The organism is Azospirillum sp. B21 (genome assembly GCF_008364825.1).
Classification (GTDB): domain Bacteria; phylum Pseudomonadota; class Alphaproteobacteria; order Azospirillales; family Azospirillaceae; genus Azospirillum.
Genome location: NZ_VTTO01000012.1, coordinates 145,745 through 169,063 on the forward strand (window position 1 = coordinate 145,745; position 23,319 = coordinate 169,063).

Genomic DNA, 23,319 nt, shown 5'->3' on the forward strand with positions numbered 1-23,319 from the left:
ACGAGGCTGCATCATGAAGACCCTTGATAAAGTTGACATCCTCTCGCTGGGTGTGACGATCTGGACCGGACGCAAGAAGCTCCGGGCCGAAGATTTGAACCTCGGCGTGGGTGGTGAACTGCCTTCTGAAGACGTTGCCAGTCTGGGCTCCAAGAAAGTCATGGACCCTGATCGGCTCAACGTCTTCCACAAGCTGAAGAAGCAGATGGAACGCCTCTTGGAGAGCGTTGGCATCCGCTTCCTAAGCGGCTACGCGATCCCACGCGAGAAGACCGAAGCGGTCACCGAAGCTCTGGACAAGATCGTTCGGGAGTTTCTCGGCGAGAAGAGCACCTTCCTGGCCGAATACGACAAGGAGGTGGAAGAGTGGATCGCCAAGCATCCCAACTTCGAGGACGCGCTGCGCCGGGCCATTGAGCCCGCCTCGGCGGTCAGTCATCGACTTTGGGCCGATTACAGCACCTTCCGGATCTCGCCGGCCGACAAGAGCGGCTCGCTGGACCGCGAGGTTGCGCGCATGGGCAATCAGCTTCTGGCTGAGGTCGCACAGGAGGCCAACGAACTCTATGAGAAGTCGGTGGCTTCCCGGACGGAGAAGAGCCTGTCACGGCGTATCGCAGGGCCGCTCAAGCGGATGCGCGATAAGCTCGACGGACTTTCATTCTTGGATGGCGCTGTGGCTCCAATGGTGGCTGGCATTGACGAGCTGATCGCCAGCTTTCCGGAGAAAGGCAACATCGAGAACGGTGTCTACCACGAGGTCGTCGCGAAGATTCTGATCCTGTCGGACCCCGACAAGATCCGGTCCTATGCGGCGAGCCGCCCGGCGACGGGCGGCATCGGAGACCTCTTTGCATCTGTCGAGGATGGGGACATCGTCGATCCTGATGCTGACTTCCCGGAAGAGGAAGATGTGGACGAGCCAGAGGCTGTCGTCCACGCCACGCCCGTGCGGGTGGAGGCAACGGTGGCTGAAGGGCTGTCAGACCTCTCCATCTTCGATGGCTTGTTCGGGGATGGTGATGACGGCGCCTCTCCTGCCACGGATGGCGTGGTGGTCGAGGAGTCCAACTCCGACACCGCGGCGCCAGCACAGGCAGAGCAGGCGGTTCAGGTTACACCCGCCGCCGCTGAGGCTGTCCCGACCGCACCGGTTGAGGCAGTCACGGCGACGGTTGAACTCGCGCAGGAAGCCGACCAGAAGCCGGTAGAGCAGGATGCCCACCTGGGCGCCGAGCCGGTACCCCTGGGGGCGGAAGCTGCGCCAGCGGCTAGTGAAACTCCGGAGGAACCGGAGACCGAGCCCAAGGCCGCGCCGGCTGCTGTTGAGGCGGCGGTCGAAACCGAGGTGGACGAAACCGACGACCTGGACGAGGCGGAAGATGACGGGAAGCTCCCCGACATGATCCCGCCGACGGCCGCACCGGTCGAGGTTGTCGAATCCTTCTTCTTCTAAGCAACCCAAGGCGGGGGAGTACTTCTCCCCCGCCAAGGGGGGCTCCTTCGCCCCCCAGGCGAAAGGCACGAGAATGACGGTCAATCAGACCACGCAAGGGACAGGCCTGGCTGCCAAGCCGGCCAAGACGTCCCGCAAGGCTCGCACGCTCTATGACTCGCTGCCCATTGTGGCAGCGGCGCTGGGCAAGAAATTCGGGGTACAGGTCATTGTCTCTGGCAACGAGATGATGACCGACGGAAACCGCGTCTACGTGCCGGCGTTCGACCCCGACGAGCCGGACCTGTGCGATCTCGCGTACGGCGTCATCGCGCATGAGGCCGGTGGGCACATCCAATTCACGGATTGGATTGTCGTTCATCGCGCATACTACCAGCCGCTCCGTCGGGAGCTGTTGAACATCATTGAGGATGTCCGGATCGAAGCGGCGCTCGCCGTTGATTATCCGGGAACTCGCAGAACCATTGCCAAGGTGATCGACTATCTGATCCGCCGCGGCGAAATGAGGGCCGTCAACGAGAAGGAGCACCCGGCTGATATCCTGTCCGGCTACTGCCTGCTACGACTGCGAAGCGATATGCTTGGCCAGAAGGCCTTGGAATCGCTCGCGGACGAAAGCGAGGCCGTAGCGGGACAGACCTTCCCGGCCGGTGCCATGGTCAGGCTTCACGCTTTGCTTTCTGAGGTGAAAAACCTGGAGAGCACTGCGGATGCCCTCGATCTCGTAGACCTCATCCTCACCATGCTCAAGCAAGAGGAGGATAAGGCTCGCCAGCCCCCTCCGCAGCCGCCGCAACACCAGCAGCAGGACCAGCAGAACCAGAGCGCTCCGCAACAGCAGGGCGGGTCCGGGTCTGACAACGAGCAGGACGCCCAAGGCGATGACGACGGTAGCGATGCCGACGATGCCACGGACGGTTCCGGCAAGTCCAAGGGCGGCACGTCCGAGGATGGTGGCGCAACTGACGACGCCGGCAGCGATGCCGACGGCGACGGTGGCGGCGATGATGAAGGGCAAGGCGACAGTGCGACGCCTGGAGCCGCTTCTGACAGCGCCGACGACGACCAATCCGGTGACGGGGAGGGTGACGACGGTGACGATAGCACGGGGTCCGGCTCGGACACCGATGACGAAGCCGACGACGGTCGATCCGGTGACGGAGAGGGCGACGATGGTGACGATAGCACGGGGTCCGGCTCGGACACCGACGACGAAACCGACGACGACCAATCCGGTGACGGAGAAGGCGACGATGGCGACGATAGCTCAGGACCCAATTCGGCCGGCAGTGATGCCGGCGATGCGGGCGGCTCTGGCTCAGACCAGGGTGGAGATTACGATCCCAACGGAGCCGACGCGATTGCGAAGGCTCTGTCGGCCTCGGCCGACGACGTGGGGTCGAAAGACCTCTTCCAAAAGGCGGCTAAGGACCTGTCCAACAGCGCTGCCAAGGCACCTGTGCAGAGCCGGGTTCCGGCCATGGCTCAGCCGCAGGAGGTGCAGGCCAACCCGCTCGTCGGACAGGGGATCGTCTCCCGCGTCCGTGGCACGAGCGGTCGGGTACGCGCCCAGCTGTTGGGTCTGGTGCAAGCCAGCCAACGGGAGGACGAAATCACCCGCCGGCGTGGCCGTGCGGTGAACGGCCGAAAGATCACCCGGATCTTGACGGGTGACACGCGGGTCTTCACGCAGCGCACGGACACCCGTGCCCCCAACGCCGCGATCCACATCCTCGTGGACCGCTCCGGTTCCATGGCGACGCAAGCCGCCCATGTCAACGGAGGGGCCAGTCGGAACCGGCTGGACGTGGCGATCGACAGCGCGGTTGCCCTCGCGACGGCTCTCGAAGCCATCCCGGGCGTCAACTCCGCGATCACAGCCTTTCCGGCAAGCCGGAGCGACTACGATCAAGATCACCAGCGCGCCATTGGCGTTCTGCCTCTTCTGAAGCATGGACAGAAGGTGCGTCAGGTGGTCGGCAACTTCGCGGTGGCCCCGGCCGGCGGAACCCCTCTGGGGGAAGCCATGTGGTATGCCGCCGCGCAGCTGGTCAACACGACCAAGGAGGAGCGTAAGTTGCTCCTGATCGTGACCGACGGCGAGCCCAACAACTCAGACCAAGTCATCGACATGGTTAGGCGTTGTCAGGCCTCGGGCATAGAGGTGATCGGCATCGGCATCCAGATCGACCGCGTTCGGCAACTATTCCCGACCGCGGTCGTCATCCAGGACCTTACCGAGTTGAGAAGTGCGCTGTTCGAGATCACGCGCAAGGCTCTCACGGCGGCGGCTGCATAGCAGTCTCGCCCTTGGTCCAGCAACCCCGAGGGGGAGCAACGCTCCCCACCGGGGGCGATCTCCCCCTCTCTTTCCCCAAAGAACGAGAGGTGCAGCATGGAGCTCATCGAGAAGATGTTGATCTCCGCTGTGGCCTTCGTCTGCGTCACGGTTTTGCGGCTCTTCTTCAAGGAGTTTCGCGACCATAAGGACCCGACGAAGGCCCTGGAGGAGGTCTTCCGCCGGCTGTTTCAGCGGCGGAACAAGGATGTGATCCCGCAGCCGCCGACCGAACCCCATTTGGATCGGCGTGCGAAACGGGGCCGACTGGTTACGGTGTTTGGAGAGGCGGCGTTCGACGCCACCCACCAACTCGGTGCCTGGTCGGTCTACGCGCGGGACAATACCAAGACGCTCCAGAAGCGGGGCGTCTGGGACAAGCACATCCACACGCGTGACCACGCTTCGGTCGAGGCCCTGGCCCTGGGCATCCATCTGACGGTGGATGAGTTCGACCTGAAGCGCGGTGACATGATTGTGGCGCAGTCCGCAAGCGAGCACGCGGTCGATGTCCTGTCTGGACACAAGACCCTGCGCGAGAACCGCATAGATGAAGCCGCCACGCTGGCGGGCGTGAAGGCGATGCTGATCGGAAAGGGTGTTTCCCTGACCGCCAAGCATGTCCACGACCCCGGAGGCGACATCACCAAGCGGTTCCGCGCCAGCACGCTGGCAGAGCACCACGCGCAGCGCGCCCTCACCGCCCACCTCGCCGAACGCGAGCGCGGTGAGAGCAACGCCAAGCGGGCCTAAGCACGGGACATACCCGAGCCGCAGCCTGACGACCTGACCCCGAGGGGAGCCGATCCCCTCAGGGGCGGCCTCCCTCTTCGATCCCAGGAGGATGGAAGCCATGAAGATATCGACCCAGGCCGTAGTTCCGGCCGAGCAACTTGCGACGCCCGCCTATGGCCATCTGGCCCCGGTGGACCTGACCGGTCCGGTGGACGAGGTGTGGACACAGCGCGAGACCGACGTTTCGAAGATGGGCTTCCAGGAGTACGTGGAAGCCGTGGATGGGGCGATGCTCAGGCACTGGCGGGTCGACACGTTCGATGCCCAGGTGGACCCGGACGCCTTGTCCGACGCGCTTGACCAAGGAGTATCCCCGACGGAGTTCGCGCTTCGTTGGGGCTCTGCAAACGCGGTCAGCGGCCACTGACCATAGACCGGCGCTTCGGCGCTGGCCTTCAATCAACCCGAACCCCGGCGGGGAGCCCTCTCCCCGCCAGGGGAAGGGCGTCTCCCTGCGCCAACAGGTGCATTATGGAGAGGCGAGCAACACGAGTAACCGTCTTTGCCGACGCCAGTTTCTGTGGGAAGCGGCTGCGGGCAGGCTGGGCGGTGTGGGTACGATCGGGACGGAGGGTCTTCCGCTACAGCGGTCACGGACCCGCCGGCGATTCCTGCGAGGCTGAGCTGACAGCTCTGGGCAATGGCGTCATCGCCGCCGTCCATGACTTGAGGCTCTGTCGCGGCGACATCGTAACGGTGCAGTCGGACAACCAACACGCTCTCGGCGTGCTTGGCGGTTCGCAACGGGTTCGCGAGGACCGCACCGCCGATCAGGAAATTCACGGCGAGGTCATGGAGGTGGTCCGCAACCGCGGCATCACGCTCCGAGCCGAGTTCGTGAAGGGCCACCGAGGGGACGTTGACGTTCGGGCAGCGATCCAGGGGTGGTGCGACGCGACCGCCCGTGCCGCATTATCGGCGGCGGTGGTCGAGGAACTGCTTGTCCAGCAGGGGCAGCCCTGCTTGGCCAAGCCCGTGATTGGTTAAACGGGAAGGGGGGATGCTCTACGGCATCCCCCCTTTTTTGTTTCCACGCCGGGTGATGTCTCGGGGGCACGTGCGGGAGCGTTGAACGATGAATGAGAAGATCGTCTTTTGCCTCTATCGCTCGGCCTTGACCCTGGCTATTATGGGTTCACTTGTTGCTTCCTGCTTGATGCGGTTGCGTGAGTTCCAGCGCCGCTGGCGAGCTAGTTGGGCTCGATAAATAAGCAGCACTCAAGCCGCCCCTTGCTGGGCGGCACTCGCGCCGGGCCTGATGGCCTCGGCAGATTCCCCGCAGGGAGCACAGCCTCCCACCGGGGGACGTCTGCTTCCTCCGCCTTCGGCAGAGAGGTTCTCATGCGCAATTTGATCCTACTGGTCGCCGCCGCGGCGACGCTTGCGGGCTGCACTCCGGCCATCGTCCTCATGACGCCAGCCGTGCCGCCCTCTGTCAAAGGCATGTTCAACGTGCCTTCCAAGCTGTAAGCCGCCAGGGGCCAGTAGTCGCCACGACCACCCTCCCGGGGAACGATCCCCGGACACGGGATTTCTCCCCCTGGCTTTCCTACCGAAACCAGTTTTGGAGACTCCCATGAGCAAGTGGTTCTATGAGATCCTGGATGACCAGGAGAATCGTCTGTCCCTGAGCGAAGTGCTGAGCAGCGATGCTCCGCGCATTTCGTTGATCCGTCGCTTCGATAAGGGAAGCGTCGTCTCCAGCCGGGTTGTCACATGCTTTGACGTGGACGACTACCCGGAAGCTGCACTGCGCAACATAGAGTGCTTCCATCTGTGTGTCCGCGTCATGGGCCACGATGGTGCGATCCAGACGGCCCAGAGCCTGCTGACCATTCTTACAACACTCCGTGAAACGTCCGTGAGGGATCCGGCGAGTGCGCTCGCCACCCTCCGCGAAGGGGACGTCAACACGATCCTGTCAGCGTCGGAAACCCGGCTTCGGTCTTCCCGGATTGCCGTTGCCGCCTGACAGCCATACACCGGTCCCATGGGGAGTACGTCTCCCCGCCGGGAGACGCCTCCCTTTCAACGCGAGGAGGACATACGTGGAACCTGTCACGACGCAAGTCCGCTGGCTGGCGAGCGGAACGCTCGCCCATCTTACCAGCCAAATGCAGTACGAACAGATCGACACGATCCGCTGCGCTTTCATTCGCTTTGTCGATGAGGCCGAACAGCGGGCACCCGGAACCTTCGAAAGGTGGCCGGATGCCTGGGCAGCTTTCCTGAACAGCACGTCCTACCCGCGTCTGCAGTAGGCGTGCCTGACAAGATCCAACCCACCCGGGGAGACTGACCCCGGAGGGGAACAGGTCTCTCCCGATCACAGCAAGGAGAGACCTCATGCTGACCAACGAACGTGCGCCACCTGTGGCGCCGGCCGACTGGCTGCTAGACATCGCCTGGACCGATCAGGACCTCGTCGCGCTTTGCGAGACGATCCTGCTCGAAACGATGGCGGCGGCAGTCGATGGTCGTAGTTGTCAACGCACTCGGGCCGAAGCCTGGGAGTGGATCGACAGCGACGGCGAGAAGCCCTTTGGCTTTCGCATTTGCGCGAAGGCGCTGGGAGCTGACCCGGATGAACTCCGGGCGATGTTCCGTGATCAGGCGACCAAGCTCGGCCTGATCGCTTCCCACAACTGAAAGAAACCCCGGCGGGGACGCTCTGCTCCCCGCCAGGGGGAAGGTGCGTCTTTGCCGAGTGTCGTAGGAGAACAATCGTGAGCACGCTGAAAGCTGATGACGTCCGGAACGCTGCGCAAAAGCACGGTTGGATGGACATTCACGAGCGACTGATCGGCAACAGGCTGGACGGCCGGATCTTTCAGAAGGCGCCGGGAAGAGGGCGGTCCGTCTGCCCGATCCACGGCACGAGCAAGAGCAACGGCAGGGGTGACGGTTTCCGGTTCTTCAAGGACGCCGAAACCTCGGGCGGTGGCGTATGCAATACCTGCGGCAAATTTGCGGACGGTTTCCGGTTGCTGATGGCGATCGAAGGCTGGACATTTCCGCAGACGCTGGAGGAGGTCGCGAAAGTCGTCGGTTTTGATGTGGGCAGCGGTCGTGTCCGCAAGGACGCTCCGCCGCCTCGTGCCCGGCCGAAGGTCGAGGCCAAGCCCCCGAACGACACCTTCATCCGCAACCTGTTGCGGCGGGCGTGGGGGGAGGCTGTTCCGGTGACCGATCCATTGGCGGCGCCATTGATGCGTTACCTAATGCGGCGCAAGCTCTCCATCGAACCCATCGCAGGTCTGAAGAACTTCCGCTTCCATCCGTCGCTCGATTACGTCGACGATGACGGCGTGGTGGTCGGTCAGTTCCCAGCTCTGCTGATGGGCGTGTCGGACGCCCTTGGGCGGCCCGCCACCATCCACCGGACCTATCTCACCGAGAACGGCGAGAAGGCTCCGGTGGAGGAACCGAAGAAGGTCTTTCCGCTGCCGAACGACCGCTCTCTGGTCATGCCCGTCGAGCATCCGCGCTTTGACGGCATGATGGTGGACGGTGGTGGCTTCATCCGCATGGGTGAACCGCAAGCCGGCGTGCTCGGTGTTGCCGAGGGCTTTGAAACGGCCCTTGCAGTGCATCTGGCGACCGGCATGACGGTGTGGCCGTGCGTCTGTGCCGACCTTATGGAGCGGTTCATTCCGCCTGAAGGTGTGGAGCAGATCGTGGTCTGGGGCGACCTGGATCGCAGCGGCCGTGGCCGTGAGGCCGCACAACGGCTCAAGGCGAGCGCATGGGACATGGGCCGGAAGGCCCTGGTTTTCATGCCGTCGTTGTCGATCCCTGACGATGCGAAGGGGGTGGACTGGCACGATGTCTGGGTCATGCACGGTCAGGCTGGCTTCCCTCGGTTCCGCACGGAACAGCGGGCGGTCATGCCGATGGCTGTCGGGGACGCGGGTCCGCGGTACGTGGATCGGGATGAGGGAAACCTCGAACCGACCTACGTCCAGGGTCCATGTCCGACACCGCAGAGCGATGGCGTTCGCGGCCTCGTCGCGGAACCGTCGATGCGATCGGCGGCACCATGGACCGGTCTCCTGGGGCGGCTGCGCAGCTTCGTCAAGTTTTGACGAAGCTGCAGCATGATCCTTGACGTTAGTCTGGTCCGCATCAGGCCGGCGGCGGGGGGATGCAGATCCCTTCACCCAGCTGGCCGGCTTCGAAGGCTCATCGGAGGATCACCTGGCGCTGGTGCGCCAGTGGTTCAAAGGTGCGTCTTCCCTGCACTGGTAGCGCATGGTGTTGGTGGCGCGGTTTGCCGTGTCCCCAACACCGGCGTTCTCCGGCTTACTCTTCAGCCGTGATGCCAAAACCCGAGAGCCCGTCAGTCGTCCGGTCCGGACGTCGGACGGGCTTTTTTCGTTTTCGCCTTATGACCTCGCACCTAACTCCCGCCGTTAGCGAAACCGCCCGCTGATGAGAGCGTCCACGCGATCTTGGATGGGGGGATGGGTGGCGAACAACCTCCCGGCCAGACCCGCGAACAAGATCGTGTCCTTGATCCCGAACCCAGCCAAGGCGGGGGAGTGTAGAGGGTTGGTCACGACGCGCTTGCCCGACCCGTCTTCGGCTATCTTTGCGAGGGCCGCCGCCATACTGTGCGGTGATGTGAGGGCCGCGCCAGCAGCGTCCGCGTGGAACTCGCGCCAGCGGTCGAGATGGGCAATCAGCGCGCGGCACGCAAGCAGGACGATCCACGCCAACTGCGGAAGGAAGAGGGCGGCCGCGCACGCCATGGCAAGATCTCGTTGTCCATGCCAGATGCCGTACAGCAACCCGGCGCTCAACAGCAGCAGCAGGGCAGGCGAGGCGCGGAGCAGGCTGTGGGCGAAGGCCAAAGGCGAAATCAGGAACGTCGCGATGCTGTCCTGGACCGCCAGGGCGAGCGTCTTCACAAACGAGTCTCCGTGGGCGACGTGCCCGACCTCATGCCCCAGGACTGCCGCCAGCTCGTCAACTGATAGCCGGTTAACCGTGCCGACGTTAACGGCAATGAGATAGCTGCCGCGCCGGCCGATAGCAAACGCGTTAATGTCGTCGCTGGGCACGACCCCTACCATGGGCGCGGCCCGGAGGCCCGCTCGTTCGGCCATGCTCCTGACCAGTTGGTAAAGCGCCACTTCGGCCGGAGAAACGTTCTTGTTCCGCTCGACCATACGCAAGGTGATGACCTTGGCTCGCAGCGTTTTCGCGGCGCGCTGGCGCGCGAAGAGGAGGCAGCGCAGAAAGCGCTGGCACCAGCCAGCGAAGGGCAGGCCAATGAGCACCAACGCGATCCATGCAAAGGGTGTAGCGGCGCCCTCTTCCACGATGATGCAGGCGCTGTTGACCGTCACCCAGCCGAAGGGAGCCGCGGCGACGGTTGTGAGCGCAAGCAGGGCCAGAGCTGTTGTGGTCGATCGGGTCCGACCAGGGATCCGGGGGGGCATGATTACTCCGTGGGAAGGGTCGCAGAGCTGCGGCAACTGCGCCGATCCTAGAGCGTCGGCTGGTTCTATCGCGCCGCTGAAAGACGTGGAAATCCGTCGCCTTTCCCCGGCGCGAAGCGGCTGCGCGTCCCGGTAGGATGCCGGCAACAAGCACTGGAGTTTACCCCGATGGTCAACATGATCCTGCGAACCTTCTTGTTCGCCTTCTTCCTGCAGGTCGTGCGTTCACCGTTGGTTATGATGGTGATCGGTGTCGGTGTCGGCATGTACTTCGAACACACGCGGCCGGGCACGACTGCCGTTGCAGTTCACTGGGCCACCGGCGAGTTGGGCGGGGCTCTTGATGCCGTGAACCCGTTGGCCGGGTGGCTGGGCACCGATCCTCGGCCCGTGCAAGCGTCGGGATGGGACACCGGAGCTTACAAGCTGCGCTGAAATGCGAACGGCCGGGGATGTGCCCCCCGGCCGTTCGTCATGTCTCAGCTCTGCCCGCGTCACGGGGGCAGCATCGCCTTGTCGTAGCGGGCTTGGTCCCGTTGGGACGCCGGATAGAACCGCTTGCGGCAGAGGTCGATCACTTCTTTAACCGGCATCGGCTCGCAGACACAGGCAGGCGGGTCGTTGGTGGCCGCCATGTACGCTAGATATGACGCGAGTTTGCCCACGACCTTGTTGTTGAGGTACTTGGCCGGCAAGGCATCTTGAACGATCTGACCGGCGATAGGCGCGAAGTAGGGATTATCGGCAAATGGCGAGTTGGTCACCTCTTCGTAGAAGAGGCACTCTTGGCCGCTGTAGCGAGACCGCACCTCCGCTGTCAGCGGCGACATCGCGACAGAAAACTCGGCGGTGCTGACGCTACTGGCAAGCACCCGGAGGATGATGGTTAGGTCGCCCTTTTCAACGGCCACCGCCTGCGTCGCCGCCTCCGTGCTCTTCCATGGGTTCTGCTGGGGCGCCGCGCTGGCGGAGCCCGCAGCCGCCATCAGCAACAAGCCGATGGCGAGCGTGCGGAGGTGAGGCATTTGGCTCAGCTCTTCTTGCGGGCCTGATCGATCATTGCCTGCATCTGGGATGTCGGAGCGTACCCCGGCATGGTCGCGCCGCCGTCCAGATAGAAGAACGGAGTGCCCTGGATCCCCAGGCTCTGGCCGAGATTGAAGTCGTTGGTGACCAGTGAGGCCACCTTCTCCGACGTCATGTCCTTCCGCAGCTGTTCGACGTCCAATCCGATGTCCGAGCGGGCGGCCAGTTGCAGGATGCTCGCTTCGCTGATCTCCGTCAGCTTGTACAGTTCGCGATGAAAGTCATTGTGCTTGCCCTGCAGCGCGGCTGCACGTGCCGCCTGGGCGGCGAGCCGGGAGGTCGGAGACAGGATGGGCAGTTCGCGATAGACCACCTGAAGGTCCGGGTTGTTGGCAAGAAGCTCGTCGATGACCGGCTGGGCCTTCTTGCAGTAGGTGCAGTTGTAGTCTGCGAACATCACCAGCCGCACCTTGGCGCCGGTCACAGCACCGGCCTTGATTGCGTCCTTTTCGAATAGCTCGGACGCACGGGCCGCGAAGTTCTCCGACTTCGGAGCACGCGCCTGCTGCTGCTCAGCCAAGTGCTTGTTGACGCTCTCGAACACATAGCCCGCATTGTCTTTCACCCACTGGCGCAGCACCTCGTCGAGCTGCTTCGCGTCGAGGGCTGTGTTCGTTGAGACCGCTGCCGACGGGGTGACCGCGGCAGCTTCTGCGGCTTTACGAAGGACCTGCCCCGTATTCGCGGGCATGGCGTCGCTGCGGTCTCGGATCTGAGTGGTTTGCCGCAGCTGCTCATTCTCAATGGTGAGCTTCGCATTCTGCTGGGTAAGCCGCTCGACGCGATTCATCAGAGCGTCGACGATGCCGTCGACGTCCGCTGCAGACGCAGGAGCGGCGACGGAGAGTGCGAGAAGGACGGGCAGGGTCAGTAGGGGGCGCTTCACTCTTCATCTCCGGGTAGTCACGTTGCCGGAAGACTAGCGCCATTGACCAATTTGGCGCGCCGCCGAAAGACACCGAAAACCGTTGCCTTTCTCTGTAGAGAAACGGCGTTTGAAGCTGCTAGGCGGTTCAATTGGAATTGCCTCGGGAGCTTACGAGATGACACGCGCGCTTGCGGTCGCGGCCATCGCCCTTCTCGCCACCCTTCATGTCGCGGAGGCGGCAGGCACTGCTCCTCTGGATGGTTCTCTGGCAAGCCGATGCGGCCAAGAGAGCGGAGCGGGCATTCAGGACTATGCGTCCAATCCGGCAGCCTCACTTGTCGTCGAGGTGACGCTGTTTGACAGCGCGAACCGCGTCATCGAACAGGTGCCATTCATCACACAGCCGAACGCGGAGGTGTCTGCGCACTCCATCGAGAAGCGGACCTTTGCGCTGGCCGGGAAGGATGGCGCACCGCCGGCGATCGTCTGTACCGGCCATATCACTGCGGTGCGAGTGACGCCGCATACTTCCCGCGACGCCTCTGTCGAGTTGGTGGTAGAAGCGGCGGCGCTCCGCCGACCGGACGTGATGGTAGAACAGCGAAAGCTGAGCAAGGCGCCGGAGCCGGATCAGGTCCGGGTCGAAGAAACGGTGCGCATGCAAGAGGGGCAGCGTGTGGTGCTGAAGGTCGGCGGCAACGGGCCGGTGCGACGGATTGCCGTTGCTTTCGGCCGCACGCGTTGATGCCGCCGGACAGTCCAGCGCACGGTCGGGCACGACATTAGATCGTCTGATTTCCCGCTATACCAACTGGGCCGGTCCCCACTAGCTCCGACCGTACGTGGGGCCTTAGGCCTGTCACGTTGTGGAACTGTGGGCGAGAAAGAACGTCCGACGGTAGGTCGGACCCGGTGCCCTTCGCTCGGAGGTGCGCTCACTCGGCCGCAAAGGCCACATTGGCAAATGGTGGGGTGGCATCTTGGGGGCGTCCCCGTCGAAGCAGCTTCCGCGCACGGTTCGCGATTGCCCCTTCCGTCCGGTGCGGCAGCAAGCGCCTGATCTCTTTGAGCGTGGCGCTCTTCCACATCCGGAGCACGAGTGCGTCCTCGTCGCCCTTCCAGACGTTTTTGGCATGGCGACCTGATACCGCCGTGGCCTGGGCACTCCTGGGTCGGCGAAGATGGGCCTCGCGGGCGGCTCGACGAATTCGGGACAGCGACTTTTCTGGCAGCCGGCGCACGATGTCATCCATCATCACGTCCGGCGACGGATAGCTGTCCAGCAACACCAGAAACTCGCCGGTGGTCCACCCGGTAGGCGGGGCGGGCGAGTTGATCCTAACGTCGGACTCTCCTGTCTCCGTTGCAGTCAAACCGAGTTCCAGTGAGCGATCGATGTTGCCAATGCGGTGGGGCCCAGGCAGTGCGGCGACGATCTCAATCAGGCAAGCATCGGCGGGTTCCATCTCCTGCAGTACGCGGTCCTCGTCCGGTTTCCACTTGCGATCCGGATTGGTCTTGCGCCGAAGCTTCATGCGTCGCGCCTCGGATCGAATGCCATTCCAACTCCGCTTAGGCAGCAGGACCTGAAGCTGGGATCGCTCCATGGTCGGGTAGTGCTTGCGGATGATCTCTCGTTCTTCGTCAGTTATGTGGCCCATAGCATGCAAGCGCGTGGTTCGTCGTCCAGCGTCACTATAGCGGCAATGGATTGCCCTTGCGCCGGAGAAAGGCATTGGAAACAACCACATTTTGGGCTTTCAGCAGCGAGCCGAGAAGCGATGAAAATCATCGTCATTTGGTACTAGCGGAACGAAACTCGTTACCGTAAAATCAAGCCACTTTGATTCGTATGCTTGTCGCGACGAATCTAGTCGGTTTCCATGCATGTTGCTGGAAGCTAGTTGATCTAAAAAGTGCTAGTTGGGCACTATAAATAACCAGCATCTATGTTCTGGTACTCGCCAGAACACATGCATGAAGCGCTCCGCCTTAGGGCGTCGCTTCAGCAGATGTCGAGGCGCTCTTCTTGTGCGCTTGTCGATGAACATCCCCATCCGGGACCACGCTTCCCGGAAGGGGCGTGGTTTATCTTCCATCATCGTAGTGGAGAAAACCATGACTGTTCTTTTGTCCAACGTCACCAGCAACCTTGAGAACGCTGAGCTGAACGCCCGGTTTGCGGCGGACTGGCAGCGTTACAAGTCTGGCGATGCGAATGTCTGCTTCGTCACCACGAGCGACGAGGACGGCGACATCGCCTACTGGCTGGTGCTGCGAGAAGCCTCCGAGATCCTCGTCTACTCGATGGATCTGGACGAGACGATCGAAGCGATTGCCTGGTCGCTCAGCTGCTTCGGCAGCGAGGCGGCAATGCTTGAGCAGTATCCGATGCTCAAGCGGTAAGGACCATCTGCGCGCCCCTGAACCCGGCGCAGTTGGTTGAGCGGCGTAGCCGCTCAACGCCAAAAATGGTGCTGCCTAGCGCGTCGTTTCCGCACGACCGCTCGGCCGGCGCTTGTTCGCCGAAGCCTCAGCTTCGGTCCTCTTGGGGGCGCATCGTCCCCGTCGGGAACCGAGCGTCCTCTCCCACCACCGTCGGAGAGAGACGATGAGCATCTTCCATTGGATCATGAACGAGCTCCGTGCTTGGGAAATGTTGGGCCGCGTCTACTTTCATGCCCAACGTGACTTCGAGAAGCTGCTCGACATAATCGGTGATCTGCGCGACCCGACTCTCCACCTCTGCCCCTTTGATGAGGAGGACCTGGTCCGCAAGTTCCGCTCCGGCGCGAACTTTATGATCGCCAGCTACGAGTGGATGCTGCAAGGGTACCTTGGACAGAAGCCGCGCATTGCCGCGGATATGACCAATCGTCGCAACATCCTTCTCTCGTTTATGGCGATTGAGCCGGAGGAGTTCCGAGAGGTTCGCGGCCAATCGCAGCAACTTGAATCCGCAGCAGAGAATTCAATGCTGTGATGATTCAGCAAAGTTGACTTGGCCTACTGTCTCATTTGAGCGGTTTCGATGGTCGACACCTTCTTCACCTACGGTGACGCGCATCGCGATTTAGCGGGCGCGTAGCAACGAAAGACCCAACCCCAACCGGGGGCGCGCCTGTGCCCCGTGTTGGGCCGTGGCGCGCCTCACTTCTGAAAAGGTGCATCATGGACAATCAAATCACCCTTTCCCCGATTCCCGGCACGCCGGAGTATTTCGCGGCTCGCAAGGTGGCCTTCGCCCTCATTCGTGAGGTCGAGATCGCCAAGCAATCCGCCGACAGAGCTCCGACCTACATCGCTGGGCGCTGGGACGAGGATAACGAGGACTATGAACCGGTTGAGAACACCAAGCCTTGGGATCACCTGGACAAGGTGCAGACGATGGCCAAGGCAGACCGGCTTGTGGTCGAGACCCTCAAGGCACAGAACCGCCTTGATCTCCTGAGCATGTCCCGTTGGGAAGCCGAGGCGATCATTCACGGCGCGCCCGCTGATATCCTGGCCGAGACAACGGTGCTCGTTGCTTGGCAGGGGCTTACCTACCATCAGCCCTGCGCATACGCTCAGCGGTTCGATATCGAACTCGCCCGGCCGCCGCGCAGCGACTGCTATGTCCTGACGAAGACGATCCACTATTCGGGGGTCCGTCCCGGTTTGCTGGGACGCTGGAGGGAAACCACTAGCAGCGCTTTCACCGACCGAAATGAGGCTGACAGCGGCTACTGCCATGCCGTCTCGGAAGCTCAATCCTTCGCTCAACAGGTTCGCGGTCGCTACAACCGCGCCGCCTGACGACGCCGGCGTCTCCCGCCGCCATTCATCAGCTCTCCCCCTGGGGCACACGTTGCCCCTCGGGCATGGTGTGCCTCGTCGTCTAACCTAGACGCCAATAGGTGCATCATGACTGGCCACCTGCTGAAATCCGTTCCAGCAGATATCCTACAACGCGTGACCGCGGCCCTGCGGGAGCACGCAGACCGTCCAAGCGCGGGCTTCACCTACAGTGGACCCGGCGCCATACAGGCCGACTTGGAGACGTTGGAAGCGATCCTCGCCAACAACACTCCCCGCCGGCTGGCCATCGTGCTTGACGGCGGCCTTGTCCAGGCCGTCGTCGGTGAGAACATCCCAGGCAATCTCGGGGTCGCGATCATCGACTACGACACCGAGGGCGCAGACGAGGTCGATCTGGCGCGCATCCGCCAATCCGACGGGTCCGATGCCGAGGCAATCGTGACGCTTTCGGCCATCGATCCCCCTGGCATCGACCTCAATAGCGTGTTCAGCAGCGTGACCTGATCGTCACGCTCTCCTGAGCTCGCAACCACAGCCGGCTCCGGCCGGCCGCCACAGCTACATTCCCCAATCGGGGCGCGCTTCGCCCCAACAAGGGGAGTGGTGCGCCTCACCCACAGACAAGGTGCATCATGAAGAAGCTGACCAAGTTCATCGGGCTGACCGCACAGTTCCTCTACGAAGTGTCGGATGGCGAGCTCTTCAGCAAGCCGCCGGCGCCTGTCGTTGTGACGGAGCGCACGGTCTACACGGGTGAGACCCTCCAACTCAAACGGCAAGCTTCGCTCGCCGGCGGGTACTACCGGGTCTTTCTCAAGCCGAGCACCGAAGGCGTCCGCCAGTGGTTCAGTCCTCGTCTGAACCGTGAGGAAGCCGTTGCGACTTTCTCGCGCATGGCGCGGCGGCTCGCCTGAACGTCAATCCGCGCCGTCCGGCTCCCCCTGGGGGTCGGGCGGCGCCATCCCCAAGCGGGCACATGATGCCCCATACGGGGAGCGTGTGCCCCAACCACGAGATCGCACATGCAACAGCAGTCCATCACACTGCATAAGATCATCGGGCCGTTCTTCGACATCTTCAACTGCCCGCTGCCAGTGTGGCACGTCGTCATCGAGGTTCTCTCAACGGGCGAAGTGTTCCACTTCGTGGTCTATGGGGAATCCCGAGACGACGCATGGGACGCAATAGACGGTGCCCTCGGCGCCGGGAAGGCGTTGAACGATGGCCGGAAGATATCAACGGCCGACCGGGCCATTTGGATCAACGCACTCCCACCGGGGCAGACCCGTCCGCAAGGCACCGAGCGTGTCGTCATCGCGTACGGCGTCACGCCCTACGATGGGGAGTTTCGTTGGTTCGTGACCGTCACCGCTGAGGGGTGCAAACCTCGCTCCATTAAGGAACGGTGGCCGCGGTCATACTTAACTGCGGCGACGGCGCTCCGGGAAGCCAAACAGAAGGCGGAAGAGCAAGCGGCGCTGTATGGAGCCAGCTGGCAGGTGACCGTCACAGGCCCGAGCGTACTCGCGCCGGCTGCTACGTGAAAGGGGGAAGGATGATGCAGAGTGTCACCATTCAGACCCTCGACGACGACGGCAACATTATCAGCGAGGAGACGTCGGGTGTGGTTCGGATAACCGACACCAGCCAATTCCAGGAGATGCTCAACCTCATGCAGACGGGGTTGAGTTTTGAGGAGGCCGCGGCGCGGATCGAGGCCGCCTGAGGTCGCCCATATCATCGCACCGGATCGCGAGGCACTGCCTTCAAATCCGGGGGGGTTAACCCGCTGTGGTCTCGGTGTTCTGCATGAACTCCGAGACCGCAGCACTCTTTCGTTTGTTCATTCCAGCCGGTCGATAGGAAGTGCGGGGCATGCCTATCCAGGCAAAGACGACGCACAGTCGCTGCTGCGCCCCATGCATGTCCAGCTTTATCGGACTGCGCACGCCCGAGAAAGACATCGATTTCCCGCGCCTTTCGGCGGCGCGAAAGAGGGGTCTGGAAAGGTAGCTTTGCGGACATGACGATACGCTCCGCCCTCATCAGCACCACTGCCGCCTTGCTCGCTGGCTCGATGGCTTTTTCTGCGTCGGCCCAGCAGCAGGCACAGTCCGCGGGCTTCTTCGGCGATCGGGAGCGCGGCTGGTTCTGGTATGAGGTCCAGCCGGAGCCCGACGAGGAACCGCCGCCCCCAAAAAAGGAAGAGCCCGCACTGCCGCCAGCGGCGGCGACCCCACCACCTCCTCCTCCGCCTCCGCAGCCCCTAGAACAGCCAAAGGTCCCGGAACCGCCCGCCTTCGGCTCGGCCGCTTGGCTACGGGAGAACCTGCCCAAGTACCGGGACCGTGCGCTGGATGAACCCAGCGCCGAGAACGTGCGCGCCTACTACGTCATTCAGCGGCTCGCCATGGACAAGGCTTCGGCTTTCACGGATATGGCTCAGCGCGTTGTCGTGGGCGATCCGCTATTGGATGAGACAGGCCGTCGTCCGACCGCGACCTTCGCCGCGAACGAGATGAACGCCGTGGCTGGGGAGGCCACCGACGCGGAGCTGAAGGAGATCGCGCAGCAGGCCGGCATTTGGTTCTTCTACCGAAGCGATTGCGTCTACTGCGACAAGCAGGCGCCGGTCCTCGAGATGCTGGAACGCGCCTATGGCTTCCACATCACGCCGATCAGCCTTGATGGAAAACCCCTGCCTGGTGGGCAGTTTCCGAACTTCCGGGCGGACACAGTGTCAATCGGCTTCCAATTTCCAGCCGGCATCGGCTTGCAATTTCCAGCCACGCTTGCGGTTGCAGAACCTGTTGTCCAGGGAGTCCACGGGAGGGTCCCGCGCGCGCCGCGGAGTGCCCTCATGGCTGACGCAGCGGCGCGCGTGGGAGGGGCCTGTGGGCCCCCCTGGGCAACGGACGGGAAGGCTTTGGATCAGGAGCGGTTCTTGAACCGCCAGCTCTCGTTGCCGGTTTCCAGGATGTCGCAGTGATGCGTCAGCCGGTCGAGCAAAGCGGTGGTCATCTTGGCGTCGCCAGCGAACACCGTCGGCCATTCAGCGAAGCTCAAGTTGGTGGTGATCAACACCGAGGTCCGCGAGTACAACTGGCTGAGCGCGTGGAACAGCAGTTGGCCGCCACTCTGTGAGAACGGCAGGTAGCCGAGTTCGTCCAGCACCACGAGATCAACGCGGGTCAACTGGTCAGCGAGCTTGCCCGCCTGCCCGATCCGGGCTTCGGCCTCCAACCGGTTCACCAGGTCGATGACGTTGAAGAACCGGGCACGGGCGCCGCGGCGCACGCAGTTGGCCGTGATGGCGATGCACATGTGCGTCTTGCCGGTCCCGGTTCCCCCGATGAACACGGCGTTGCGCTGGGTTTCCAGAAAGCCGCCATCGTGCAGGTCGCGCACCAGCCCCTCGTTGAGGGGACTGGCGGTGAAGTCGAACTCGGCCAGCGTCTTGGCCAGGGGCAGCTTGGCGGCGCCGAGCTGGTAACGGATCGAGCGCGCCTGCTTCTCCGCCCGCTCCGCCGCCAGCAGATCGCCCAGGATCTGCTGGACGGTGCGCTGCCGCTTCAGCCCGTCGCTCATCACCTCGTCGTAGGCGGCACGCATGCCGGCCAAGCTGAGCTCGGCCATCAGCGCCATCAGCTCATGCCGTTCCATGGCAGCCCTCCCGCACCGCGCGCAGGCGGTCGTAGCGCCCGCAGTCGGCGGCCGGCTCGATGGACAGCGTCAACGCCGTCGGCACCGCCATGGCCGGTGCCGGTGTGACGTCGTGGCGCCGGGCGAGGATGTTCAGGATCACGTCCCGGCTGTGCGTACCGCTCGCCAGTGCCTCGCGGCAGGCGACCTCCACCGCCTCCAGGCCATCGGTGAGGATGGCGGCGAGCACGCCAACGAACTGCCGGTCAGCGTCGTCGCCGCGGCCCAGGCGGGTCCGCACCGTCGCCAGGGCTGGCGGCAAATCCCAGTCCCGGAACGGCGCCCCGTTGCGCAGCGCCCCCGGCTTGCGGACGAGAACCGGCAGGTAGTGCAGCGGATTGTACCGCGTGTGGCCGTGCCCGAAAGCCCGTGGGTGCTCGGCGACGATCGCGCCGTTGAACCACACCACGATCCGTGTCGCGTAGGCGCGGACCTGCACCGGCTTGCCGGCGGCGATCGCGGCCACGCTGTAGCGGTTGCGGTCAAAGTGGATCAGGCAGGTTTTCGAGACGCTGAGCGTGGCCTCGTGGAAGCCGTCGAAAGGATCGCTCACGGTGATCAGCGCCGGCCGCTCCGCCTGGAACACCTCCCACACCGTCCGGCTCCTATCCTCTGGATGCGACGTCTGTTGGGCCCAGACGATCACCTCGTCGTGCAGGCGTTCGTTCACCTCTTCCAGCGTCTTGGCCCGCAGCCGCGGCGTGAACAGCCGCTGGCGCAAGGTGCCGACCTGGTTCTCGACCTGGCCCTTTTCCCAGCCTGAAGCCGGGGTGCAGGCCACCGGCTCGACCAGGTAATGCGAGCACATCTGGGCGAAGCGGCGGTTGAAGCGGCGCTCTTTGCCGACAAATACGGCGTCCACCGCCGTCTTCATGTTGTCGTAAATGCCGCGCTCGCACAGGCCGCCGTAGAAGGCCGCGGCACGGGCGTGGGCGTCGAACACCATCTCCTGGGTCTGGCGCGGGTAGACCGCCACGAACGGCATGCGGCTGTGGCACAGGCGGGCATGGGCCACCTGCACCTTGGTCGTCACGCCGTCCAGGATGATCCACTCTTCCGCCCAGTCGAACTGGTACGCCTCGGCCGGGGCAAAGGTGAGCGGAACATAGGCGTTCACCGGCCCACTCGGCGGCTGGCGCTGCTTGAAGCGCTTGATGTAGCGCCGCACCGTGTCGTAGCCGCCCTGGAACCCGGCATCCTTCAGCCGTCCGAAGAGCCCCAGGTAGTCGAGCCGGTCGCGGGCTGGCCGCCGCTCGTTCTCCGTGATCAGCCGTTCCAGCTCCTCCTGGAACCCGGCCAACTTCGGAAGCGGCTGGTGCTGGCGCTCGTAGCGCGGCGCCGTCTCGCCCGAGCGCAGGTATTTCGTCACCGTCTCCCGCGACACCTTCAGCGACCGGGCAATGGCCCGGATGCTTTTCCCCTTCGCGTGCTCGCGTCGTATCCGTGCGATCGTCTCCACCGTCAACATCCCTGTCCGCCACCCCGTCGTCCAAACCCAGGGTGGTAGTCTGCCAGATCAGGGGTGGCTGGTTATTGGACGCCGATCACCCCTGAAACTGGCCCAGTGTTGCAGGCCGATGCACAGTTCACGGACACGTCCGTCAAGGCGGTGGAAGGATGTGCCCGCTCTGCCTGTCCGGAACCGGGCGCCCGGTGCGCCACCGCGCGTTCCGATCGGTCACCGCCTGGCGCTCCCCATCTGTCATCCGCTGCTCGAGCGTGGCCAGGATGTCGAAGATCCTGGCCTTGAGCGCCTTGTCGCCTTTGGCTGCGGCGCGGGTGATCCAGAGATGCGCCTCGAGGGCGTCCCGCGGTACGCCATCGCCGTCCAGATACAGTTCGCCCAGGTTGAAGGCGGCCGCCGGAACGCCGCGCTCGCCCGCCTGCCGGTACAGCCGGGCTGCCTCCGCAACGTCCCGCCCGCCGCCCACGCCCCACCGCAACAGGTTTGCCAAGTCGTTCTGGGCGAACGGATGGCCCTGCTCCGCGGCCTTCCGGTACCAGGAGCGCGCCTGAGCGAGGTCCTGGCGCGCCACGTGCCCTTCCTCGAGCAGCAGCGCCACGCTGTACTGAGCCTTCGCGTACCCCTTCTCGGCCGCCTGAAGGAGAAGGGCGAAGCCCTTCCGCCCGTCGTGGAATCGGCTCGCGCGGTCGAGGTGCATCTGGGCAAGGTTGTTCAGCGCCTCGGTATGGCCGCCCTCGGCGGCTCGCGCGAAGCGGCGGAACGCCTCGGTCTCGTCCGGCCGGGCGCCCTTGCCGACATAGTGGGCCAGCCCGCAACGGAAGTCGTCTTCCGCGGTCGGGGCGAGGCTGGCACAGGCCGCCGCGAGCGTGCCGGGGTCCAGACCCTGGGCAAGCGATACCGTCGTCATGAGCACAGGACCGCCCGCTGCTACGAGCGCCCCCCGCCGATGTCCTCTCCTCACCATGCCGCCTCCCTGTGCCAGCGCCTTGACGCTACCCTTCACGGTCCATTGGTTTTTGCCCGCGCGCCCTACGATCCATGATCGCACGCCAGATCCTGCGGATGGCCACAGCGGCAGCGATGGCTATGGCGACGACCAGGAGCACGTCCATCAAGCCGTTCAGCAGAAGCCACCAGATCCAGCCCTCGTACTCGGCGCCGTGCAGGATGGGGCGCTCCCTGGCCACCGCCTGGCGGCTCGCAAGCACCCCGATCCCCGCTGCGGCGACCGGCGCCAAGAACGCCCGCTTTCGCACGCCACGTGTCCTCCCTGGTCCCTCGCCGGGGGAACCAGTGTAGTTGACAGTCGTCGATAAACCAAATACACAAATGAACGTTGGAGCGTTTGATAGTGGCCATGCGGGACCTGAGACTGGATGAGGAGCGGGCCATCGAGCTCGCCGAGATCTTTCGCATGCTGGGCGACCCGAACCGCCTGCGCATCGCGGTTGCTTGCCTGGGCGAGCCGCTGTGCGTCGGCGACGTCGCTGAGCGCGTGGGCCTGTCCGCCGCGCTGGTCAGCCACCACCTGCGCGTGCTGCGCGCCGCCCGCTTCCTGACCGCCCGCAAGCGCGGCAAGCAGGTCTTCTACGTGGCCACCGACGACCGGGTGCGCTGCATCATCACCGACATGGTCGAGCACGTCGTCGAACCCGCCGCGGATCCAGAGGACGAGTGCAATGGATGAGCCCACGAAGGCGGCCGACATCGACGACGATGACGACCGGGTCCAGGACTACGGAAACGTCACCACCGGTTATCGCCGGGCGCTGTGGACCGTGGTGCTGCTCAACGTGACCTACGGCCTGGTGGAGATCGTCGCCGGTTTCCTGTCCGACTCCCAGGCCCTCCAGGCGGACGCGCTCGACTTCCTCGGTGACGGCACGATCACGCTGCTCGGCCTGCTGGCCATCGGCTGGAGCTTGGCTTGGCGCGCGCGGGCGGCGCTCCTCCAGGGCTGCTTCCTCGGCGGCCTCGGCACGGCCGTGCTGGCCTCCTCCGCCTACCGCGTGTTCGTGCTCTACGAACCCGAGGCTGGGGCGATGGGGCTGTTCGGCGCGGTCGCGCTCGTCATCAACGTCATCTCGGCGGTCGTCCTGCTGCCCCACCGCACCGGCGACGCCAACGTCCGCGCGGTCTGGTTGTTCTCGCGCAACGATGCGATCGGCAACGTTGCGGTCATCATCGCGGCGGGGCTCGTGGTGTGGACCGGCACGCCCTGGCCGGACCTCGCCGTCGCGGTCGTCGTCGCGGGCCTGTTCCTGCAATCGGCGATCTCGATCATCCGGCACGCGCGCTCGGACCTCCGGCAGGCCAAGGCCGCCGCGTCCACCTGACCCACGCCCCCACAGCACACGTCCGGCG

The 23,319-nt window shown here is 64.0% G+C and carries 30 protein-coding genes; 22 read left to right on the forward strand and 8 right to left on the reverse strand.

Annotation, left to right across the window (positions count from 1 at the left end):
- Positions 1 to 13 precede the first annotated feature (13 nt).
- From FZ983_RS24395 to FZ983_RS24435, 10 genes are all read left to right on the forward strand, one after another.
- The gene (locus FZ983_RS24395; protein WP_149226267.1) at positions 14 to 1,456 is read left to right on the forward strand and encodes a DUF3150 domain-containing protein; all 1,443 of its coding nucleotides are present in this window, start codon (positions 14 to 16) and stop codon (positions 1,454 to 1,456) included.
- A 73-nt stretch (positions 1,457 to 1,529) separates the two neighbouring features.
- On the forward strand, positions 1,530 to 3,755 hold the full coding sequence (locus FZ983_RS24400) for a VWA domain-containing protein (RefSeq protein ID WP_149226269.1): 2,226 nt from the start codon (positions 1,530 to 1,532) through the stop codon (positions 3,753 to 3,755).
- Positions 3,756 to 3,851: 96 nt separating this feature from the next.
- A complete protein-coding gene (locus FZ983_RS24405) occupies positions 3,852 to 4,547 on the forward strand; it encodes a hypothetical protein (protein WP_149226271.1) in 696 nt (231 codons plus the stop codon).
- A gap of 100 nt (positions 4,548 to 4,647) precedes the next feature.
- Positions 4,648 to 4,956, forward strand: coding sequence for a hypothetical protein (locus tag FZ983_RS24410; RefSeq protein WP_149226273.1), 309 nt, complete (start codon positions 4,648 to 4,650; stop codon positions 4,954 to 4,956).
- Between the two features lie 104 nt (positions 4,957 to 5,060).
- Positions 5,061 to 5,576, forward strand: a complete 516-nt coding sequence (locus FZ983_RS35180) for an RNase H family protein (protein WP_149226275.1) — start codon at positions 5,061 to 5,063, stop codon at positions 5,574 to 5,576.
- A 354-nt stretch (positions 5,577 to 5,930) separates the two neighbouring features.
- Positions 5,931 to 6,059, forward strand: coding sequence for a hypothetical protein (locus FZ983_RS35125; protein ID WP_282187032.1), 129 nt, complete (start codon positions 5,931 to 5,933; stop codon positions 6,057 to 6,059).
- 106 nt (positions 6,060 to 6,165) lie between these two features.
- Positions 6,166 to 6,561, forward strand: coding sequence for a hypothetical protein (locus FZ983_RS24420; RefSeq protein WP_149226277.1), 396 nt, complete (start codon positions 6,166 to 6,168; stop codon positions 6,559 to 6,561).
- Between the two features lie 76 nt (positions 6,562 to 6,637).
- Positions 6,638 to 6,850, forward strand: a complete 213-nt coding sequence (locus tag FZ983_RS24425) for a hypothetical protein (RefSeq protein ID WP_149226279.1) — start codon at positions 6,638 to 6,640, stop codon at positions 6,848 to 6,850.
- 85 nt (positions 6,851 to 6,935) lie between these two features.
- Positions 6,936 to 7,238: a hypothetical protein gene (locus FZ983_RS24430; RefSeq protein WP_149226281.1), complete on the forward strand. Its 303-nt coding sequence runs from the start codon at positions 6,936 to 6,938 to the stop codon at positions 7,236 to 7,238.
- Between the two features lie 77 nt (positions 7,239 to 7,315).
- Positions 7,316 to 8,674 carry a toprim domain-containing protein gene (locus FZ983_RS24435; protein WP_149226283.1) on the forward strand — a complete coding sequence of 453 codons (1,359 nt, stop codon included), beginning with the start codon at positions 7,316 to 7,318 and terminating at the stop codon, positions 8,672 to 8,674.
- A gap of 327 nt (positions 8,675 to 9,001) precedes the next feature.
- Here FZ983_RS24435 and FZ983_RS24440 read toward each other — a convergent pair whose 3' ends face one another.
- Positions 9,002 to 10,033, reverse strand: a complete 1,032-nt coding sequence (locus FZ983_RS24440; RefSeq protein ID WP_149226285.1) for a M48 family metalloprotease — start codon at positions 10,031 to 10,033, stop codon at positions 9,002 to 9,004.
- Positions 10,034 to 10,201: 168 nt separating this feature from the next.
- On the opposite strand from FZ983_RS24440, the gene FZ983_RS24445 reads away from it, so the two are divergent.
- Entirely contained in the window at positions 10,202 to 10,468 is a 267-nt protein-coding gene (locus FZ983_RS24445; protein ID WP_149226287.1) for a hypothetical protein, read from the forward strand.
- Between the two features lie 59 nt (positions 10,469 to 10,527).
- Here FZ983_RS24445 and FZ983_RS24450 read toward each other — a convergent pair whose 3' ends face one another.
- The gene (locus tag FZ983_RS24450; RefSeq protein ID WP_149226289.1) at positions 10,528 to 11,058 is read right to left on the reverse strand and encodes a hypothetical protein; all 531 of its coding nucleotides are present in this window, start codon (positions 11,056 to 11,058) and stop codon (positions 10,528 to 10,530) included.
- Between the two features lie 5 nt (positions 11,059 to 11,063).
- Positions 11,064 to 12,005 (reverse strand): DsbA family protein, encoded by a 942-nt coding sequence (locus tag FZ983_RS24455; RefSeq protein WP_149226291.1) that lies wholly within the window; start codon positions 12,003 to 12,005, stop codon positions 11,064 to 11,066.
- Between the two features lie 157 nt (positions 12,006 to 12,162).
- On the opposite strand from FZ983_RS24455, the gene FZ983_RS24460 reads away from it, so the two are divergent.
- Positions 12,163 to 12,732: a hypothetical protein gene (locus tag FZ983_RS24460; protein WP_149226293.1), complete on the forward strand. Its 570-nt coding sequence runs from the start codon at positions 12,163 to 12,165 to the stop codon at positions 12,730 to 12,732.
- A gap of 190 nt (positions 12,733 to 12,922) precedes the next feature.
- Here the strand turns inward: FZ983_RS24460 and FZ983_RS24465 are convergent, their stop codons facing one another.
- The gene (locus FZ983_RS24465) at positions 12,923 to 13,522 is read right to left on the reverse strand and encodes a hypothetical protein (RefSeq protein WP_149226295.1); all 600 of its coding nucleotides are present in this window, start codon (positions 13,520 to 13,522) and stop codon (positions 12,923 to 12,925) included.
- 442 nt (positions 13,523 to 13,964) lie between these two features.
- Here FZ983_RS24465 and FZ983_RS24470 point away from each other — a divergent pair, with 442 nt between their 5' ends.
- From FZ983_RS24470 to traF, 8 genes are all read left to right on the forward strand, one after another.
- On the forward strand, positions 13,965 to 14,393 hold the full coding sequence (locus tag FZ983_RS24470; RefSeq protein ID WP_149226297.1) for a hypothetical protein: 429 nt from the start codon (positions 13,965 to 13,967) through the stop codon (positions 14,391 to 14,393).
- A 205-nt stretch (positions 14,394 to 14,598) separates the two neighbouring features.
- Positions 14,599 to 14,970: a hypothetical protein gene (locus FZ983_RS24475; protein WP_149226299.1), complete on the forward strand. Its 372-nt coding sequence runs from the start codon at positions 14,599 to 14,601 to the stop codon at positions 14,968 to 14,970.
- Between the two features lie 188 nt (positions 14,971 to 15,158).
- Positions 15,159 to 15,785: a hypothetical protein gene (locus FZ983_RS24480; RefSeq protein ID WP_149226301.1), complete on the forward strand. Its 627-nt coding sequence runs from the start codon at positions 15,159 to 15,161 to the stop codon at positions 15,783 to 15,785.
- A 108-nt stretch (positions 15,786 to 15,893) separates the two neighbouring features.
- Complete coding sequence (locus FZ983_RS24485) at positions 15,894 to 16,292, forward strand: hypothetical protein (RefSeq protein WP_149226303.1); 399 nt, start codon at positions 15,894 to 15,896, stop codon at positions 16,290 to 16,292.
- A 128-nt stretch (positions 16,293 to 16,420) separates the two neighbouring features.
- The gene (locus FZ983_RS24490) at positions 16,421 to 16,702 is read left to right on the forward strand and encodes a hypothetical protein (protein ID WP_149226305.1); all 282 of its coding nucleotides are present in this window, start codon (positions 16,421 to 16,423) and stop codon (positions 16,700 to 16,702) included.
- 108 nt (positions 16,703 to 16,810) lie between these two features.
- Complete coding sequence (locus FZ983_RS24495) at positions 16,811 to 17,332, forward strand: hypothetical protein (RefSeq protein ID WP_149226306.1); 522 nt, start codon at positions 16,811 to 16,813, stop codon at positions 17,330 to 17,332.
- An 11-nt stretch (positions 17,333 to 17,343) separates the two neighbouring features.
- Positions 17,344 to 17,514 carry a hypothetical protein gene (locus FZ983_RS34290; RefSeq protein ID WP_188092493.1) on the forward strand — a complete coding sequence of 57 codons (171 nt, stop codon included), beginning with the start codon at positions 17,344 to 17,346 and terminating at the stop codon, positions 17,512 to 17,514.
- Between the two features lie 297 nt (positions 17,515 to 17,811).
- Entirely contained in the window at positions 17,812 to 18,777 is a 966-nt protein-coding gene (traF, locus tag FZ983_RS24500) for a conjugal transfer protein TraF (RefSeq protein ID WP_149226307.1), read from the forward strand.
- Here the strand turns inward: traF and istB are convergent.
- The 4 genes from istB to FZ983_RS24520 form a co-directional block, all read right to left on the reverse strand.
- Entirely contained in the window at positions 18,720 to 19,451 is a 732-nt protein-coding gene (istB, locus tag FZ983_RS24505) for an IS21-like element helper ATPase IstB (RefSeq protein WP_085082852.1), read from the reverse strand. The two genes, traF and istB, sit on opposite strands and share 58 nt — an antisense overlap.
- Positions 19,438 to 20,958: an IS21 family transposase gene (gene istA, locus FZ983_RS24510; RefSeq protein WP_136702786.1), complete on the reverse strand. Its 1,521-nt coding sequence runs from the start codon at positions 20,956 to 20,958 to the stop codon at positions 19,438 to 19,440. The genes istB and istA overlap by 14 nt, the downstream gene beginning before the upstream one ends.
- A 133-nt stretch (positions 20,959 to 21,091) precedes the next feature.
- The gene (locus FZ983_RS24515; protein ID WP_188092494.1) at positions 21,092 to 21,862 is read right to left on the reverse strand and encodes a tetratricopeptide repeat protein; all 771 of its coding nucleotides are present in this window, start codon (positions 21,860 to 21,862) and stop codon (positions 21,092 to 21,094) included.
- A gap of 85 nt (positions 21,863 to 21,947) precedes the next feature.
- Positions 21,948 to 22,193, reverse strand: coding sequence for a hypothetical protein (locus tag FZ983_RS24520; RefSeq protein ID WP_149226311.1), 246 nt, complete (start codon positions 22,191 to 22,193; stop codon positions 21,948 to 21,950).
- A gap of 119 nt (positions 22,194 to 22,312) precedes the next feature.
- Here FZ983_RS24520 and FZ983_RS24525 point away from each other — a divergent pair, with 119 nt between their 5' ends.
- Together FZ983_RS24525 and FZ983_RS24530 are read left to right on the forward strand one after the other, a co-directional pair.
- Positions 22,313 to 22,642, forward strand: coding sequence for a metalloregulator ArsR/SmtB family transcription factor (locus FZ983_RS24525; protein ID WP_149226330.1), 330 nt, complete (start codon positions 22,313 to 22,315; stop codon positions 22,640 to 22,642).
- The gene (locus FZ983_RS24530; RefSeq protein WP_247883953.1) at positions 22,635 to 23,291 is read left to right on the forward strand and encodes a cation transporter; all 657 of its coding nucleotides are present in this window, start codon (positions 22,635 to 22,637) and stop codon (positions 23,289 to 23,291) included. Before FZ983_RS24525 ends, FZ983_RS24530 begins: the two co-directional genes overlap by 8 nt.
- The last annotated feature ends 28 nt before the right edge of the window (positions 23,292 to 23,319 follow it).

Coding starts and splice junctions, on each gene's coding strand:
- FZ983_RS24470 (WP_149226297.1), top strand. CDS start 13,965: ATGAAGCGCTCCGCCTTAGGGCGTCGCTTCAGCAGATGTCGAGGCGCT.
- FZ983_RS35125 (WP_282187032.1), top strand. CDS start 5,931: ATGCGCAATTTGATCCTACTGGTCGCCGCCGCGGCGACGCTTGCGGGC.
- FZ983_RS24525 (WP_149226330.1), top strand. CDS start 22,313: ATGCGGGACCTGAGACTGGATGAGGAGCGGGCCATCGAGCTCGCCGAG.
- FZ983_RS24460 (WP_149226293.1), top strand. CDS start 12,163: ATGACACGCGCGCTTGCGGTCGCGGCCATCGCCCTTCTCGCCACCCTT.
- FZ983_RS34290 (WP_188092493.1), top strand. CDS start 17,344: ATGATGCAGAGTGTCACCATTCAGACCCTCGACGACGACGGCAACATT.
- FZ983_RS24450 (WP_149226289.1), bottom strand. CDS start 11,058: ATGCCTCACCTCCGCACGCTCGCCATCGGCTTGTTGCTGATGGCGGCT.
- istB (WP_085082852.1), bottom strand. CDS start 19,451: ATGGAACGGCATGAGCTGATGGCGCTGATGGCCGAGCTCAGCTTGGCC.
- FZ983_RS24395 (WP_149226267.1), top strand. CDS start 14: ATGAAGACCCTTGATAAAGTTGACATCCTCTCGCTGGGTGTGACGATC.
- FZ983_RS24405 (WP_149226271.1), top strand. CDS start 3,852: ATGGAGCTCATCGAGAAGATGTTGATCTCCGCTGTGGCCTTCGTCTGC.
- FZ983_RS24530 (WP_247883953.1), top strand. CDS start 22,635: ATGGATGAGCCCACGAAGGCGGCCGACATCGACGACGATGACGACCGG.
- FZ983_RS24485 (WP_149226303.1), top strand. CDS start 15,894: ATGACTGGCCACCTGCTGAAATCCGTTCCAGCAGATATCCTACAACGC.
- FZ983_RS24475 (WP_149226299.1), top strand. CDS start 14,599: ATGAGCATCTTCCATTGGATCATGAACGAGCTCCGTGCTTGGGAAATG.
- FZ983_RS24495 (WP_149226306.1), top strand. CDS start 16,811: ATGCAACAGCAGTCCATCACACTGCATAAGATCATCGGGCCGTTCTTC.
- traF (WP_149226307.1), top strand. CDS start 17,812: ATGACGATACGCTCCGCCCTCATCAGCACCACTGCCGCCTTGCTCGCT.
- FZ983_RS24480 (WP_149226301.1), top strand. CDS start 15,159: ATGGACAATCAAATCACCCTTTCCCCGATTCCCGGCACGCCGGAGTAT.
- FZ983_RS24430 (WP_149226281.1), top strand. CDS start 6,936: ATGCTGACCAACGAACGTGCGCCACCTGTGGCGCCGGCCGACTGGCTG.
- FZ983_RS24440 (WP_149226285.1), bottom strand. CDS start 10,033: ATGCCCCCCCGGATCCCTGGTCGGACCCGATCGACCACAACAGCTCTG.
- FZ983_RS24515 (WP_188092494.1), bottom strand. CDS start 21,862: ATGACGACGGTATCGCTTGCCCAGGGTCTGGACCCCGGCACGCTCGCG.
- FZ983_RS24465 (WP_149226295.1), bottom strand. CDS start 13,522: ATGAAGCTTCGGCGCAAGACCAATCCGGATCGCAAGTGGAAACCGGAC.
- FZ983_RS24445 (WP_149226287.1), top strand. CDS start 10,202: ATGGTCAACATGATCCTGCGAACCTTCTTGTTCGCCTTCTTCCTGCAG.
- FZ983_RS24490 (WP_149226305.1), top strand. CDS start 16,421: ATGAAGAAGCTGACCAAGTTCATCGGGCTGACCGCACAGTTCCTCTAC.
- FZ983_RS24410 (WP_149226273.1), top strand. CDS start 4,648: ATGAAGATATCGACCCAGGCCGTAGTTCCGGCCGAGCAACTTGCGACG.
- FZ983_RS24400 (WP_149226269.1), top strand. CDS start 1,530: ATGACGGTCAATCAGACCACGCAAGGGACAGGCCTGGCTGCCAAGCCG.
- FZ983_RS24420 (WP_149226277.1), top strand. CDS start 6,166: ATGAGCAAGTGGTTCTATGAGATCCTGGATGACCAGGAGAATCGTCTG.
- istA (WP_136702786.1), bottom strand. CDS start 20,958: ATGTTGACGGTGGAGACGATCGCACGGATACGACGCGAGCACGCGAAG.
- FZ983_RS35180 (WP_149226275.1), top strand. CDS start 5,061: ATGGAGAGGCGAGCAACACGAGTAACCGTCTTTGCCGACGCCAGTTTC.